Genomic DNA, 14,983 nt, shown 5'->3' with positions numbered 1-14,983 from the left:
CGAGGCTGCTTCGGGGTAGGAGCGGCGCAAGCCGCGACCACGACAATGATGGCCTATGTCGCCGTATGAAAGAGGTCGCGGCTTGCGCCGCTCCTACCCCTTGGCTCCGTCGGCGCTTGCTTTTGCTGTGCGCAGCCTAAGACTCGCGAAGGCAAAGGACACCCGGAGGGCGGCGCGCATGGATGCGCGCCGTGAGCCACCGGGACATGGATGTCCGTGTGGCGAGTGCCTGCGTCAGCTTGAACCTGCGGGCCCTTGACTCAAAGAAAAGCATTTTTCTTTGGTTACCTTTCTTTTGTTGCTTTAGACAAAAGAAAGTAACCCGCCGCTTTAGTGGCGGAAGCTTTAAGCGTTTGATCTAGATCTTGCTTGACAGATGAGCCGCAAGACCGAAACAGCGCGGTCGCGGCTTGCGCCGCTCCTACCCTGACGGGATTCGGCCGGTCTCGGAGCGAGACCGAAACCACGCGGTCGCGGCTCGCGCCGCTCCTACCCTGAATGCAAAGGCCCCAAAGGCAGAGCCAATCACCCAAACAACCCTCGCTCACACACCCCCACCACCACCTCTCGCAACCACTGATTCGCCGGGTCGAACTCGCTGTTCGCGTGCCAGTACAGATGCAACTGCGCCGCCGGCAGCGCGAACGGCACGGCGGTGCGCTGTAGCTGGGCGCTGGCGGCGATGCGTCCGGCCAGGCCGGCCGGCATGGTCAGCAGGTGGTCGGATTCGGCCACGACCTGGCAGGCGGAGTGATAGTTCTGGCAGCGCAAGGCGATCTGCCGTTGCAGGCCGAGGTTGAGCAAGGCGATGTCCTCGATCACCTGGCCGCTGGCGCGCGTCGACACCGCGACATGGCGCGCCTGCAGGTACTGCTTCAGGCTCAGCCGCTTCGCCAGCGCATGGCCGCGGCGCATCACCACGCAGAAGCCATCCTGGAACAAAGGCCGGTGCCGCACCGGTTCGCTGATCGGCAGGGCAACATCGATGGCCAGGTCGACCTGGCCGCCGGCGAGTTCGCGACCGAGTTCGCGCCGCGCCACCGCCACGCTCGCCAGGGTCGCACCGGGTGCCTGCGCATCCAGCGCTTGCGCCAGCGCCGGCAGCAGGGCGCTTTCGGTGGCGTCGGGCATGCCGACGCGGAACGACTGCCGGGTTCGCGCCGGGTCGAAGCGGTCCCATTGCTGCAGCAGTTCGCGCAGCCGGCCGAGGGCGTCGAGCAGGCTCGGGGCGAGGCGCTGGCAGGCCGGGGTCGGGCTCATGCGGCGGCCGTCGCGGACGAACAGCGGGTCGCCGAACTGCAGGCGCAGGCGGGCCACGGCATGACTGACCGCCGACGGGGTCAGGAACAGGGCCTGGGCGGCGCGGCTGAGGTTCTGCTCGCGATAGACCGCCTCGAACACCTTGAGCAGGTTGAGGTCGAGCTGGTCGGTCCTATTATGAATTTGGCTCATGACGGGAAGTTAGCAAATATCACTTCATTCAGCCCGGTCGGCCGCCTAGGATGATCCGGACCGGGCCACCGCCCGCGCCAGGAATTCGTGATGGACTTCGCTCCGAGCGCCCGCACCGTCGAGCACTTGCAACGCTTGCGCGGCTTCATCGCCGAGCATATCGAGCCGTTCGAGGCCCAGTACCGGCGCGAGAACGCGCAGCTCAATGTCGGCGCCGACTGGCGGCAGTGGCGAGTGCATCCGCGCATCGCCGAACTCAAGGCGCTGGCGCGCGAGGCCGGGCTGTGGAACCTGTTCCTGCCCGATGCCGAACTCGGCGGCGGCCTGTCGGTGCTCGAATACGCGCCACTGGCCGAGGCGATGGGGCATTACGAATTCGCCGCCGAAGTCTTTAATTGCAATGCGCCCGACACCGGCAACATGGAAGTGCTGTATCACTTCGGCACGCCGGCGCAGAAAGCGCAGTGGCTGACGCCGCTGCTGGCCGGCGAGATCCGTTCGGTGTTCTGCATGACCGAGCCCGACGTCGCTTCGTCCGACGCGACCAATATGCAGGCGAGCATCCGCGTCGACGGCGACGAGCTGGTGCTCGACGGGCGCAAATGGTGGTCGACCGGCATCGGCCATCCCGATGCGCGCCTGGCGATCTTCATGGGCTTGTCGAATCCCGAAGCCGAGGCGCATGCGCGCCACAGCATGGTGCTGGTGCCGCTGGACGCGCCGGGCATGCGCATCGAACGCATGCTGCCGACCTTCGGCGAATACGACCCGCCTTACGGCCACGGCGAGGTCGTGTTCGAGAACGTGCGCGTGCCGAAGGATCAATTGCTGCTCGGGCTGGGGCAGGGCTTCGCGATCGCCCAGGGCCGGCTCGGCCCGGGCCGCATCCACCACTGCATGCGCGCGATCGGCGCGGCCGAACGCGCCCTGGAACTCATGATCCGCCGAGGCAGCGCACGCCAGGCTTTCGGCCAACCGATCCTGCGCCTCGGCGGCAACCTCGAACGCGTCGCCCAGGCGCGCATCGCCATCGACCAGGCGCGTCTGCTGACCTTGTATGCGGCCTGGAAGATCGAACGTTTCGGAGTGAAGGCGGCGATGACCGAAATCTCGGCGATCAAGGTGGTCGCACCGAACCTGCTGCAGGACATCGTCGACCAGGCGATCCAGATGCATGGCGGCGCCGGCGTGTCGCACGATGTGCCGCTGACCGGCTTGTTCATGATCGCGCGTGCCCTGCGCATCGCCGACGGCCCCGACGAAGTGCATCGCGCCATGGTCGCGCGCATGGAGCTGGCCAAGTACGGTCTCGGCCGCACCACCAAGGAAGCCGCATGAGCGCAGGTCAACGAGTCTTCATCACCGGCGGTGCCTCCGGCCTCGGCCGCGCGCTCGCCGAAGGCTATGCGCGCGACGGCGCGCGCGTGTGCATCGGCGACGTCAACGCCGCTCGCGGCGAGGACACCCTAGCGGCCCTGCGCGCGCTCGGCGCGACCGCGCACTACCTGCATTGCGACGTGACCCGCGAGGACGACCTGCAGGCCGCGGCCGATTGGCTGCTGGCGCAGTGGCAGGGCGTCGACCTGGTCGTCAACAACGCCGGTGTCGCCGACATGGGCCCGGTCGAAGCGATGCCGATCGCCGACTGGCAGTGGATGATCGACATCAACCTGCTCGGCGTGGTGCGCGGCTGCAAGACCTTCGCGCCGATCCTGCGCCGGCAGGGCGGCGGCACGATCCTCAACATCGCCTCGATGGCCGGGCTGATCCATCCGCCGTACGCGGCCGCCTACAACGCCACCAAGGCCGCGGTGGTCGCGCTGTCGGAGACCCTCAAGGCCGAACTCGACGCCGACGGCATCCGCCTCGCGGTCGCCTGTCCGGCGTTCTTCCGCACCAACCTCAGCGAAAGCCTGCGCAGCACCGACCCGCGCTATGCGCGCTGGATGCGCAAGCTGGTCGACGAGGCCAGCATCGGCGCCGACGAGATCGCGGCGATGATCCGCGACGGCATCGCCCGCGGCGAATTCCGCATCCTCACCCACGCCTCGGCGCGGCGTTTCTGGATGCTCAAACGCCTGCTGCCGTACCGTTTCTACGAAGCGGCGATGCGCCGTACCGGGCAGGGCGGCCGCGCCCGCAAGAAACCCGCGGCGGCGGACGGTAAGGCATGAAGGCCTCCGGCGACGGCAGCCGCGCGGTGCGCGCCGGCGAGGAACTCGACGCCGCGGCCGTCGACGCCTGGCTCAAGCCGCGCCTGCCGCATCTGCGTGGCACGCCGGTGGTCAGCCAATACGCCGGCGGCGCGTCGAACTGGACCTATCGCCTGCACTACGACAACGACGAGCTGATCCTGCGTCGCCCGCCGGCCGGCAAGAAGGCCAAGTCCGCGCACGACATGGGCCGCGAGTTCCGCATCCAGCAGGCTTTGAAACCGGCGTTCCCGTTCGTGCCGGCGATGTACGCCCACTGCAGCGATGAGGCGGTGATCGGCGCCGAGTTCTACGTGATGCAGCGACTCGACGGCTCGATCCCGCGCAAGAACCTGCCGCCCGGCGTCGAGCTGTCGCGCGAACAGGTGCGCAGCCTGTGCGTCAACGTGCTCGATACCTTGATCGCGTTGCATCAGGTCGATTACCGCGCGGCGGGCCTGGAACAGCTCGCCGCCGGTGCCGGTTATATCCAGCGCCAGATCGACGGTTGGAGCCGGCGTTATGCTGATGCGCGTACCTGGAACGTGCCGAGCGGCCGCGCCATCGTCGACTGGCTGCGCGCCAACCTGCCGCAGGACGAACGCATCTGCCTGACCCACAACGATTTCCGTTTCGACAACGTGGTACTCGATGTGCAGGACCCGACCCGGGTGATCGGCGTGCTCGACTGGGAACTGGCCACGCTCGGCGACCCGTTGATGGACCTCGGCAATACCCTGGCTTACTGGGTCGAGGCCGGCGACGACTTCATCGCCCAGAGCACCCGTCGCCAACCGACCCATCTGTCCGGCATGTTCAGCCGCCGCGAAGTGATGGAGTACTACAGCGAACGCACCGGTCTGCGCCCGCGCAGTTGGGCCTTCTACGAAGTCTATGGGCTGTTCCGCCTGTCGGCGATCGCGCAACAGATCTATTACCGCTATCACCACGGCCAGACCCGCAACCCCGCCTTCAAACGCTTCTGGCTGTCGGTGAATTATCTGCATTGGCGTTGCCGCCGCGCGATAGCGCGCGACCGCCGCGGGCAGGGCGCCTGAGATGGCGGCGAGCATCCACCTGATCCGCCACGGCCAGGCCGCGTTCGGCGCGGCCGACTACGACGAACTCAGCGCGCTGGGCCGCCAACAATCCTGCCTGCTCGGCGCCGCGCTCGCCCCGCTATGGCGCGACGGCGACCGCATCATCGTCGGCGGCATGCGCCGGCACCGGCAGACCGCGGAGGAATGCCTGGCGGCGATGCCTTCCGCACGAGAAGGTCACGGCGAAGCCACGCATACCGATCCGCGCTGGAACGAATTCGACCATCGCGAAATCGTCGCCCGTCATCGCCCCGAATACCTCGACCACCAACGCCTGGTCGCCGACCTGGGCGCCGCCGCCGATCCGCGCCGCGCCTTCCAGTCGCTGTTCGCCGCGGCGATGACCCGCTGGTCCAGCGGCGAGCACGATCACGACTACAGCGAAACCTGGGCGGCGTTCCGGCAACGTTGCCGCGTAGCCCTGCAGGCGGCCGCCGATGCCGCGGCGGGCTCGGCCAACGTGTGGGTGTTCACTTCGGGCGGCCCGATCGCCGCGGTCGTGCAAGGGCTGCTCGATGCGCCCGACGCGCAGGCGCTGCGCCTGAGCTGGAGCCTGGTCAACGCCAGCGTCACCCAGTTGCACGTCGCGCGCAGCGGCCTGCGCCTTTCCACTTTCAACGGTCATGCGCATCTGCAGGCGCGCGAGGACCTCGTCACGTATCGCTGAACTGATCGCTTCAGGAGCCGGCCGCATGCGCAAACATATCCTCATTACCGGAGCGAGTTCCGGGCTCGGCCGTGGCATGGCGCGCGAATTCGCCCGCGCCGGCAGCGACCTGGCCCTGTGCGCGCGCCGCCTGGATCGCCTGGAAGCGCTCAAGGCCGAACTGGAAGCCGCGCATCCCGGCATCCGCGTCGCCGTCCGCAGCCTGGACGTCACCGATCATGAGCAGGTGTTTACGGTGTTCCGTTCGCTGCGCGCCGAACTCGGGGCCATCGACCGCATCATCGTCAACGCCGGCATCGGCCAGGGCGCGCCGGTCGGCAAGGGTCAGTTCGCGCTCAACCGCAGCATCGTCGAAACCAACTTCATCGCCGCTCTCGCGCAGTGCGAGGCGGCGATGGAAATCTTCCGCGAAGCCGGGCTCGGCCATCTGGTGTTGATCTCGTCGATGAGCGCGATGCGTGGCATGCGCGGCGGTCTTACTGCTTACGCGGCGAGCAAGGCCGGCGTCGCCTCGCTGGCCGAAGGCATCCGCACCGACATGCTGCACAAGCCTTCGATCAAGGTCAGCACGATTTTCCCGGGCTATATCCGCACCGAAATGAACGACCAGGCGCCGGCCAGGCAGACTCCGTACATCATCGACGAGGCCACCGGCTGCCGCTTGCTGGTGCGCGCGATCGACAGGGAATCGGCCAAGGCCTACGTGCCGTGGTGGCCTTGGGCCTTGCTGGGCTGGTTGATGAAGCGCCTGCCGCTGTCGTGGGTGGCCAAGCTCAACTGAGCGCGCCGTCGACGCTCGCGTACCGCAGCGATGCGTCGCGCGTCGGCCTTTTCGCAGCGCGCAGCATCGAGTTTGCGCAGCACTTGGCCACGCTATCGGCTCGCTCAGTTGCCGATCGGCTGCCGATTCAGCATCGCCGGGACGCGGCGCCTAGGGTCATTCCCAGATTGACCCGGATTTCCTCGCGGCGACACTGGGATCACACGCCATCCCCCAGCAAAGGAGTGTTTATGTCACTTTTCGGCGATCTAGCGAGCGGCATCGGTCAGGCACTCGGCGCAGGCATCGGTTCGCTCGGCGGCCCCTTGGGCACGATGATCGGCAGGGAAATCGGCGGGGTGATCGGCGATTTCGTCGCCGGCGCCGCGGACCAATTCCTCGGCCTGGCCAACGACGCCGCGCAGGATTCGGACCTGCCCGAAGCGGCCAAGTTCGTGCTGAACACGGCCTACGACATCGGCTTCAATTGAGCCGCGCGGCGATGGACCCGGAGCAACGCCGTCGCGAGTGGCTCGAACGCCTGCAGGCGATGCGCGAGATCGGTGCGATCGAGGCGTCCGACGAGAACGCCCTGATCCGCCAATACGACGAGCGTGCGCAGCGGTTGCGCGAAGAGTTGAGCCGGATCACCCCCGAGTATCTGCAGCGGGTCGCGCGCGACGGCGAAGACGAAGCCAAGCGTTGGCTCGCCGAAACCGCCGAAGCCATGGGCCGGCGCGACGGCGAGGAAACCCGCCAGGCCCTGGCCGCGGCGACGCGTAATCACGCTTGATCGTTGCTCAAAGGGTAGGAGTGGCGCGAGCCGCGACTGCGCTAGTTCGCGCGGCGGCGCATGCTTCTGCAACCGATGCGCGCATCGCGACCGATCTACATCGGGCATCAACCGCGGTCAGACATCATGGTCGTGGCTTGCGCCGCTCCTACCCTGAAATGCCCCGGCTTTCTGCCAAGTCTTCCAGAATCGGGCAATCCGGCCGGTGGTCGCCGTGGCAACGCTGCGCCAGTTCTTCCAGGGTGCGCTGCATGGTCTGCATTTCGCGGATCTTGCCGGCGAGTTCTTCGGCGTGGGCCAAGGCCAGGCGCTTGACCTCGACGCTTTCGCGCGAGCGGTTGTCCCACAGCCCCAGCAAGGTCTCGATTTGCTTGATCGAGAACCCCAGCGAGCGCGAGCGCTTGATGAAACGCAGGCGATGCACGTCGTTGTCGCTGTACAAGCGGTAGCCGGCGATGCTGCGCCCGGCCGGCGGAATCAGCTCGATGCTTTCGTAGTGGCGGATCATCTTCGCACTGACGTCGCTGAGCGCGGCGGCTTCGCCGATGTTGTGCAGGCCGTCGGCCTTGGCCTGGGCGAGTTCGGGCAACAATGGTTTACGGGGCATGGATGCGGTCCTCATCGGCCGGCGGCCGGGCGCCAGCGGCGCAGTAGCAAGGTGTTGCCGAGCACGCTGACGCTGGAGAAGGCCATCGCCGCGGCGGCGATGATCGGGTCCAGCCAGCCCATCGCCGCCAGGGCAATGCCGACCACGTTGTAGCCGAACGCCCAGAACAGATTCTGACGGATCTTGCGGGTGGTGCGACGCGAGATGTCGATGGCGTCGGCGACCAGGCCCGGTTGCGGACGCATCAGGGTGATGCCGGCGGCCTGCATCGCCACGTCGGTGCCGCTGCCCATGGCGATGCCGACATCGGCCGCGGCCAGCGCAGGGGCATCGTTGACGCCGTCGCCGACCATCGCCACCGTGCCGTGGCGCGCCAGTTCGGCGACGACCGCGGCTTTTTGCTCCGGCAGCACGTCGGCGCGCACCTCGTCGATGCCGAGCGCATCGGCGATGCCGCGCGCGGCGCCGGCGTGATCGCCGGAGATCATCACGGTGCGCAGGCCCAGTGCATGCAGGCGTTCGATCGCCGCCTTGGCGTCGGCGCGCGGGGTGTCGCGGAAGCCGAGCAGGGCGAGCACACGAACTGCCGACGCAGCGGATGGCTCATCCTCGGCCGCCAGCCACGACACGCTATGGCCGCTCGCGCTCAGGCGCTCGGCTTGGGCGCGCCACGGCGCCAGCTCGGCGCCCAGTTCTTCGAGCATGCGGGTGCTGCCGAGCAGCAGCGAACGGCCCTCGACCCGGCCACGCAAGCCGCGCCCGGGCACGGCGACGACCGCCGATGCCGAAGGCAAGGTCAGCCCGTCGGCGGCCTGGCCGACGGCTTTCGCCAGCGGATGTTCGCTGCCCGATTGCAGGGCCGCGGCTTGCGCCAGCACTGCGTCGCGATTGGCGTCGATGGCGATCCATTCGGCCAACACCGGCTCGCCGACGGTCAAGGTGCCGGTCTTGTCGAAGGCGACGGTGTCGATGCGATGCGCAAGTTCCAACGCCTCGGCATCCTTGATCAGCAGCCCGGCTCGCGCCGCGGCGCCGGTGCCGGCCATGATCGCGGTCGGCGTGGCCAGGCCCAGCGCGCAAGGGCAAGCGATCACCAGCACCGCGACTGCGTTGAGGATGGCCTGGTTCCAATCGCCGGTGGACAGACCCCAGGCGAGCAGGGTGGCCAGCGCCAGCACGATCACCACCGGCACGAACACCGCGCTGACCTTATCGACCAAATGCTGGATCGGCGCCTTCTTCGCCTGCGCGTCCTCGACCAGGCGGATGATCCGCGCCAAGGCGCTCTCGGCGCCGACCGCCAGGGTTTCGACCACGATGCGGCCTTCGCCGTTGACCGCGCCGCCGGTGACGCGGTCGCCTTCGCCGCGCGCGACCGGCAGCGATTCGCCGGTGATCAGCGATTCGTCGACATGGGTGCGGCCTTCGTCGATGCGGCCGTCGGCGGCGATGCGTTCGCCCGGGCGCACCACGACCCGGTCGCCGATGCGCAGTTGCGCGATGGGCAGTTCGCTCTCGACGCCGCCGCGCAACACCCGCGCACTGAGAGGACGCAGCGCCTGCAAGGCGCGGATCGCCGCGGTGGTCTGGCGCTTGGCCCGCGCCTCCAGCCACTTGCCGAGCAGGATCAGGGTGACGATGACCGCCGAGGTCTCGAAGTACAGCGCGCTCGTATCGCCGCGTAGCAGGTGATACAGGCTCAGGCCGTAACCGGCGCTGGTGCCCAGCGCGACCAGCAGGTCCATGTTGCCGCTGCGGGCGCGCAGCGCATGCCAGCCGGCGCGATAGAAGCGGGAGCCGAGCCAGAACTGCACCGGCGTGGCGAGCGCGAACTACAGCCAGCCCGGCAGCATCCAGTGCTCGCCGAACAACAGGCCGAGCATCGGTGCGACCAAGGGCAGCGACAGCGCAGCGGCGATCAGCAGGTGACGGGTTTCGCGCGACATCGCCGGCGCCGGCGATGTCGGGGCTTCAGCGTGGCCGGCGTGCGCGGGCGTGCCGCCGTCGTCATCGTCGGAGGGTGCGGCGACGGGCAGGGCGGCGGCGTAGCCGGCGCGCGCGACTGCTTCGATCAAGGCGGCCGGCTCGACCCCGTCGAACACCTTCACCGTCGCCCGCTCGGTCGCCAGGTTGACCGAGGCCGTGACCACGCCGGCGACCGCGCTCAGGGCCTTCTCGATCCGCCCGACGCAGGAGCCGCAGTTCATGCCGCGCAGTTCCAGCACGAACTCTCGCGTGGCGACCGAATACCCGGCCGCGACGACCGCGCGTTCGATCTCAGCCGCTGAGACGGGCGTGGCCGAGCCTAGCTCGGCGGTCTCGGTGGCCAGGTTGACGCTGGCGCGGTCCACGCCGGGCACCGCGCGCAAGGCCTTCTCGACCCGCGCCACGCAGGAGCCGCAGGTCATGCCGACGATGCCGACGCGCAGGGAATGGGTGGCCGGCGCCGGCGCCTGATCGGCGGACAGGTGTTGCGGAGAGGGGTGCTGCGGGGTCGGGTGCTGCTGGGGCTGGCGGGCGGCGGCATTCATGCGGGAGTCCTCTCGGAAGTCCGGATTCGGATGCCGCGCAGGTTGGGGCTTCCCATCATGGGAAGGTCAAGCTTCGCCCGGCGTGACGACGCGGCGGCGCTACCGGGCGCACCATCGCCGGGCTGAACCGTTCACCGGCGCGGCGCAAACCCCTCGATTCCGGCCTCGCAGCGGTTTAGGGATGCCAGAATCGACCCCATCTAGGCTGGACAACCCGAGGCCGCGGCGACGCGGCGAACGCATGGTCCTCGACGACTTTCATCCCGCCATCGCCAGTTGGTTCCGCTCGGCGTTTCCGGCGCCGACCCAGGCCCAGGAACTCGCCTGGCCGGCGATCCGCGCCGGGCGCAACACCCTGGTCGCGGCGCCGACCGGCTCCGGCAAAACCCTCACCGCGTTCCTGGCGGCGATCGACGCGCTGGTCCGCGAGGGCCTGGAACAAGGCCTGTGCGACGAAACCGCGGTGGTCTATGTCTCGCCCTTGAAGGCCTTGTCGAACGACATCCACCTGAATCTTGTAGCGCCCTTGGCCGGCATCGGCGAAGTCTTGCGCAGCATGGGCCTGGACGACCCCGGCATCCGCACCGCGGTGCGCACCGGCGACACCCCGGCCAGCGAACGCCAGTCGATGCGGCGCAAGCCGCCGCACATCCTGGTGACCACGCCGGAGTCGCTGTACGTGCTGATGGGCTCGGAGTCGGGCCGCGCGATGCTCTCGACCGTGCGCACGGTGATCGTCGACGAGATCCACGCTGTCGCCGACGACAAGCGCGGCAGCCATCTCAGCCTGACCCTCGAGCGCTTGCGCGAGTTGTGCGCGCAGCCGCCGGTACGGATCGGCTTGTCGGCGACGCAGAAGCCGATCGACGAAGTGGCGCGGTTCCTGGTCGGCGCCGATGCCGTCGACGCGGCCGGTCGCCCCGACTGCGCGATCGTCGACATCGGCTACGCCAAACAGCGCGACCTGGCCCTGGAACTGCCGGGCTCGCCGCTGTCGGCGGTGATGTCGCACGAGCAATGGGACGAAGTCTACGAACGCCTGGCGGCGCTGGTCGGCGAACACCGCACCACCCTGGTGTTCGTCAATACCCGGCGCATGGCCGAACGCGCCGCGCGCCATCTCGCCGACCGCCTCGGCAAGGACGCGGTCGCCGCGCACCACGGCAGTCTGGCGCGCGAGCTGCGCCTGGACGCCGAGCAGCGGCTCAAGCGCGGCGAATTGCGGGTGCTGGTGGCCACCGCCTCGCTGGAACTCGGCATCGACATCGGCGACATCGACCTGGTCTGCCAGCTCGGTTCGCCGCGCGCGATCGCCGCCTTCCTGCAACGCGTCGGACGCGCCGGCCATCACGTCGGCGGCGTGCCGAAGGGACGTCTGTTTCCGCAGTCGCGCGACGACCTGGTCGAATGCGCGGCTCTGCTCGACAGCGTGCGCCGCGGCGAGCTGGACGCCCTGCAGATTCCGCTGGCGCCGCTGGACGTGCTGGCCCAGCAGATCGTCGCCGAAGTCGCCTCGCAGGAATGGGGCGAGGACGCGCTATACGCCTGCCTGCGTCGCGCCTGGCCCTATGCCGGCCTGCCTCGCAAGGACTTCGACGCGATCGTGCGCATGCTGGCCGACGGCTTCACCACCCGGCGCGGGCCGCGTTCGGCGTATCTCCATCGCGACGCCGTGCACGGCCGCCTGCGTGCGCGCCGCGGCAGCCGCATGACCGCGGTGATGTCCGGCGGCACCATCCCCGACACCGGCGACTACAGCGTCCTGCTCGAACCCGAGGCCGTCACCATCGGCAACGTCAACGAGGACTTCGCCATCGAAAGCCTCGCCGGCGACGTGTTCCAGCTCGGCAACGCCAGCTACCGCATCCTGCGGGTCGAGCCGGGGCGGGTGCGGGTCGAAGACGCGCAGGGCCAGCCGCCGAATATCCCGTTCTGGCTCGGCGAAGCGCCGGGCCGCAGCGACGAATTGTCGGCCAGCGTGTCGCGCTTGCGCGAGGCGGTCGAGACTTTGCTCGCAGCCTCGCCGCAAGCGGGCGAGGCTGCGCGTGCGCTCAGCGAAGACTTCGGCCTCGACGCCGAGACCGCGATCCAGCTGGTCGACTACCTCGGCCGCACCCGTCAGGCGCTCGGCGTGGTGCCGAGCCAGCAGTGCCTGGTGTTCGAGCGCTTCTTCGACGAATCCGGCGGCACCCAACTGGTGATCCACTCGCCCTACGGCAGCCGCATCAACCGCGCCTGGGGCCTGGCGTTGCGTAAGCGTTTCTGCCGCAAGTTCAATTTCGAGCTGCAGGCCGCGGCGACCGAGGACGCGATCGTGCTGTCGCTGTCGACCAGCCACAGCTTTCCGCTCGAAGACGTCGCCCGCTACCTGCACTCGGCCTCGGCCCTCGAGGTGTTGACCCAGGCCTTGCTCGATGCGCCGCTGTTCGCGGTGCGCTGGCGCTGGAACGCGACCACCGCGCTGGCCTTGCCGCGCTTCGTCGGCGGGCGCAAGGTCGCGCCGCAGTTGCAGCGGATGAAGAGCGAAGACCTGCTGGCGACGGTATTTCCGGACCAGGTCGCCTGCGCCGAGAACCTGGTCGGCGAACGCGAGGTGCCGGACCATCCGCTGGTCGCGCAGACCCTGCACGACTGCCTGTACGAAGCGATGGACAGCGCCGGTTGGCTGCGCCTGCTGCGGCGGCTGGAGCAGGGCGAGGTACAGGTGGTCGGGCGCGACGTCACCGCGCCGTCGCCGATCGCGGCCGAAGCGATCAATGCGCGGCCCTACGCCTTCCTCGACGATGCGCCGCTGGAAGAGCGCCGCACCCAGGCGGTGATGGCGCGGCGTTATGCCGAGGCCGACAGCGCCGGCGATCTCGGCCGGCTCGACCCCGAGGCGATCGAGGCGGTCCGCGGCGAGGCCTGGCCGGAAGTCCGCGATGCCGACGAGATGCACGAGGCCTTGATGGGGCTCGGCTTCATTACCGTTGCCGAGGCCGCCGCGAACGACTGGAACCGCTGGTTGGCTGTGCTGGCCGACAGCGGCCGCGCTACCGTCCTGCATCTGTCGGCGAGCGAGCCAGCGGCGTGGTGGGTCGCGACCGAGAACCTGCCGCAGGCGCGGGCTGTGTTCGTTGATGCGCTGGCCGAATCGGCGGTGACGGTGCCGGATGAGTACCTGGCCACGGCCTGGAGCCGCGAGGAAGCCTTGATTGAACTGCTGCGTTCGCGCCTGACCGCGCTCGGCCCGACCACGGTCGCGGCCCTCGCTCGCGATGGCCACCGCGATGCCGGCGAGATCGAGCTGGCGCTGTTGCGGTTGGAGCAGGAAGGCTATGTCATGCGCGGCCGCTTCGGCCGCGACAGCCTGCTCGGCGGCGACGAGGAATGGTGCGAACGCCATCTGCTCGCGCGCATTCACCGCTACACCGTCGGCCGCCTGCGGCGCGAGATCGAGCCGGTCGAACCGCGCGACTTCGCCCGCTTCCTGTTCGATTGGCAACATTTGACCGCATCGACGCGGATGAGCGGGCCGCAGGCCCTGCGCGCGGTGCTGGAACAACTCGAAGGCTATGAAGCGCCGGCTTCGGTATGGGAGAGCGAGCTGCTGCCGGCGCGCATCGCCGACTACGATTCGAGCTGGCTCGACGAACTGTGCAGTGCCGGCCGGGTGACCTGGGCGCGTCTGCGCCCCGATGCGAACGCCGGCGCAGCCAACGGCACATCCGCGGCACCGGTGCCACAGGGCGTGCCGAGCGTGCGGCAGACGCCGATCGTACTGCTGCCGCGGCGCGCCTTGGCCGATTGGCGCCTGGCCGCCGGCCGCAAGGCCGATCCGGCGCCGGTGTCTTCGCGCGCGCAACGCGTCCTCGCCGCGCTCGAAGCGCGCGGCGCCTCGTTCTTCGACGAACTCGAACGCGATGCGCACCTGCTGCGCACCGAACTGGAAGAAGCACTGGGCGAACTGGTCACCCGTGGCCGCATCACCTGCGACAGCTTTGCCGGGCTGCGTGCCTTGCTGGTGCCGCCGTCCAAGCGCGCGTCGACCCACGGCGCCCGCCGTCGCCGCGCCTTGTTGACCGACCTGCAGGACGCCGGCCGCTGGTCGCTGACGGGCCCGGCCGAAGGCGAGGGCGTGCCTGCCGACGCGGCTCGCATGGCCGAGGTCAACGAACACATCGCCTGGCGTTTGCTCGAACGTTACGGCGTGGTGTTCTGGCGCCTGATCCAGCGCGAAGCCGCCTGGCTGCCGCCGTGGCGCGACCTGCTGCGCGTGTACCGGCGCCTGGAAGCCCGCGGCGAAATCCGTGGCGGCCGTTTCGTCAGCGGCATGTCCGGCGAGCAATTCGCCTTGCCCGATGCGGTCAACAGCCTGCGCCAGATCCGCCAGCGCGGCCACGACGGCGCGACGATCTGCGTATCCGCCGCCGACCCCTTGAACCTCACCGGCAGCGTGCTCGCCGGCACCAAGGTTCCGCGCATCCCCGGTGCCCGCATCGCCTTCCGCGACGGCGTAGCGGTCGCCAGCCTGCTCGCCGGCCAGGTCGAGGAACTGGTCGCATTGCCGGTCGACGCCCAGCGCGACGTCCATCGCCTGCTGCTGCGCCGGCCGGGCAGCGCCGCCGCCGCGGCCGAGGCGAGCATCGATGAGGTGATGCGCAATCTGGCGCGGCATTGATCGGGGTGGCTATTAGTTTGGTCTTGACTGTGCTGTAGCCGTCGCTGTAGCTGTGGCTGTGGTCTTAGCTTTGGCTATGCGTCGCCTCGCACTAGCGAAGGCCATAGAAGACCCGTAGGGCGGCCCGCATGGATGCGGGCCGTTTTTCATCGGGACAGGGATGTCCCGTATGTAGATCCCTGCGTCGGCATCGAACGTGCGGGCCTGTGATTCAAAACAAA

Annotated in this window: 10 protein-coding genes and 1 pseudogene; 8 read left to right on the top strand and 3 right to left on the bottom strand. The window is 68.9% G+C overall.

All coding sequences use genetic code 11. From position 1 onward, the window contains the following. Positions 1-525 precede the first annotated feature (525 nt). Positions 526-1,452 (bottom strand): LysR family transcriptional regulator, encoded by a 927-nt coding sequence (locus ACTOWK_RS18410; RefSeq protein ID WP_441331546.1) that lies wholly within the window; start codon positions 1,450-1,452, stop codon positions 526-528. A 90-nt stretch (positions 1,453-1,542) separates the two neighbouring features. Here ACTOWK_RS18410 and ACTOWK_RS18405 point away from each other — a divergent pair, with 90 nt between their 5' ends. The 7 genes from ACTOWK_RS18405 (at position 1,543) to ACTOWK_RS18375 (ending at position 6,964) form a co-directional block, all read left to right on the top strand. Then, positions 1,543-2,790: an acyl-CoA dehydrogenase family protein gene (locus ACTOWK_RS18405; protein ID WP_441331545.1), complete on the top strand. Its 1,248-nt coding sequence runs from the start codon at positions 1,543-1,545 to the stop codon at positions 2,788-2,790. Then, on the top strand, positions 2,787-3,626 hold the full coding sequence (locus tag ACTOWK_RS18400; protein ID WP_441331544.1) for an SDR family oxidoreductase: 840 nt from the start codon (positions 2,787-2,789) through the stop codon (positions 3,624-3,626). Before ACTOWK_RS18405 ends, ACTOWK_RS18400 begins: the two co-directional genes overlap by 4 nt. Continuing rightward, positions 3,623-4,702, top strand: coding sequence for a phosphotransferase family protein (locus ACTOWK_RS18395; protein WP_441331543.1), 1,080 nt, complete (start codon positions 3,623-3,625; stop codon positions 4,700-4,702). Before ACTOWK_RS18400 ends, ACTOWK_RS18395 begins: the two co-directional genes overlap by 4 nt. Position 4,703: 1 nt before the next feature. Continuing rightward, entirely contained in the window at positions 4,704-5,411 is a 708-nt protein-coding gene (locus ACTOWK_RS18390; protein WP_441331542.1) for a histidine phosphatase family protein, read from the top strand. A gap of 25 nt (positions 5,412-5,436) precedes the next feature. After that, positions 5,437-6,192: an SDR family oxidoreductase gene (locus ACTOWK_RS18385; RefSeq protein WP_441331541.1), complete on the top strand. Its 756-nt coding sequence runs from the start codon at positions 5,437-5,439 to the stop codon at positions 6,190-6,192. Positions 6,193-6,422: 230 nt separating this feature from the next. After that, positions 6,423-6,662, top strand: a complete 240-nt coding sequence (locus ACTOWK_RS18380; protein ID WP_031373914.1) for a hypothetical protein — start codon at positions 6,423-6,425, stop codon at positions 6,660-6,662. A gap of 11 nt (positions 6,663-6,673) precedes the next feature. Beyond that, the gene (locus tag ACTOWK_RS18375) at positions 6,674-6,964 is read left to right on the top strand and encodes a hypothetical protein (protein WP_441331540.1); all 291 of its coding nucleotides are present in this window, start codon (positions 6,674-6,676) and stop codon (positions 6,962-6,964) included. 148 nt (positions 6,965-7,112) lie between these two features. Here ACTOWK_RS18375 and cueR read toward each other — a convergent pair whose 3' ends face one another. Together cueR and ACTOWK_RS18365 are read right to left on the bottom strand one after the other, a co-directional pair. Further along, complete coding sequence (gene cueR, locus ACTOWK_RS18370; RefSeq protein ID WP_441331539.1) at positions 7,113-7,571, bottom strand: Cu(I)-responsive transcriptional regulator; 459 nt, start codon at positions 7,569-7,571, stop codon at positions 7,113-7,115. An 11-nt stretch (positions 7,572-7,582) separates the two neighbouring features. Further along, positions 7,583-9,979, bottom strand: a pseudogene (locus ACTOWK_RS18365) (heavy metal translocating P-type ATPase). A gap of 364 nt (positions 9,980-10,343) precedes the next feature. Here ACTOWK_RS18365 and ACTOWK_RS18360 point away from each other — a divergent pair. Next, positions 10,344-14,762: a DEAD/DEAH box helicase gene (locus ACTOWK_RS18360; protein WP_441331538.1), complete on the top strand. Its 4,419-nt coding sequence runs from the start codon at positions 10,344-10,346 to the stop codon at positions 14,760-14,762. The last annotated feature ends 221 nt before the right edge of the window (positions 14,763-14,983 follow it).

Source organism: Lysobacter sp. CA196, from assembly GCF_052078695.1.
Classification (GTDB): Bacteria; Pseudomonadota; Gammaproteobacteria; order Xanthomonadales; family Xanthomonadaceae; genus Lysobacter.
The sequence above is the reverse complement of the archived record's forward strand: the minus strand, read 5'-3'. Positions and strand labels throughout refer to the sequence as shown.

Excerpts from the sequence above, each read along its gene's own strand:
- ACTOWK_RS18410 (WP_441331546.1), bottom strand. The coding sequence starts at position 1,452 with ATGAGCCAAATTCATAATAGGACCGACCAGCTCGACCTCAACCTGCTC.
- ACTOWK_RS18405 (WP_441331545.1), top strand. The coding sequence starts at position 1,543 with ATGGACTTCGCTCCGAGCGCCCGCACCGTCGAGCACTTGCAACGCTTG.
- ACTOWK_RS18400 (WP_441331544.1), top strand. The coding sequence starts at position 2,787 with ATGAGCGCAGGTCAACGAGTCTTCATCACCGGCGGTGCCTCCGGCCTC.
- ACTOWK_RS18395 (WP_441331543.1), top strand. The coding sequence starts at position 3,623 with ATGAAGGCCTCCGGCGACGGCAGCCGCGCGGTGCGCGCCGGCGAGGAA.
- ACTOWK_RS18390 (WP_441331542.1), top strand. The coding sequence starts at position 4,704 with ATGGCGGCGAGCATCCACCTGATCCGCCACGGCCAGGCCGCGTTCGGC.
- ACTOWK_RS18385 (WP_441331541.1), top strand. The coding sequence starts at position 5,437 with ATGCGCAAACATATCCTCATTACCGGAGCGAGTTCCGGGCTCGGCCGT.
- ACTOWK_RS18380 (WP_031373914.1), top strand. The coding sequence starts at position 6,423 with ATGTCACTTTTCGGCGATCTAGCGAGCGGCATCGGTCAGGCACTCGGC.
- ACTOWK_RS18375 (WP_441331540.1), top strand. The coding sequence starts at position 6,674 with ATGGACCCGGAGCAACGCCGTCGCGAGTGGCTCGAACGCCTGCAGGCG.
- cueR (WP_441331539.1), bottom strand. The coding sequence starts at position 7,571 with ATGCCCCGTAAACCATTGTTGCCCGAACTCGCCCAGGCCAAGGCCGAC.
- ACTOWK_RS18360 (WP_441331538.1), top strand. The coding sequence starts at position 10,344 with ATGGTCCTCGACGACTTTCATCCCGCCATCGCCAGTTGGTTCCGCTCG.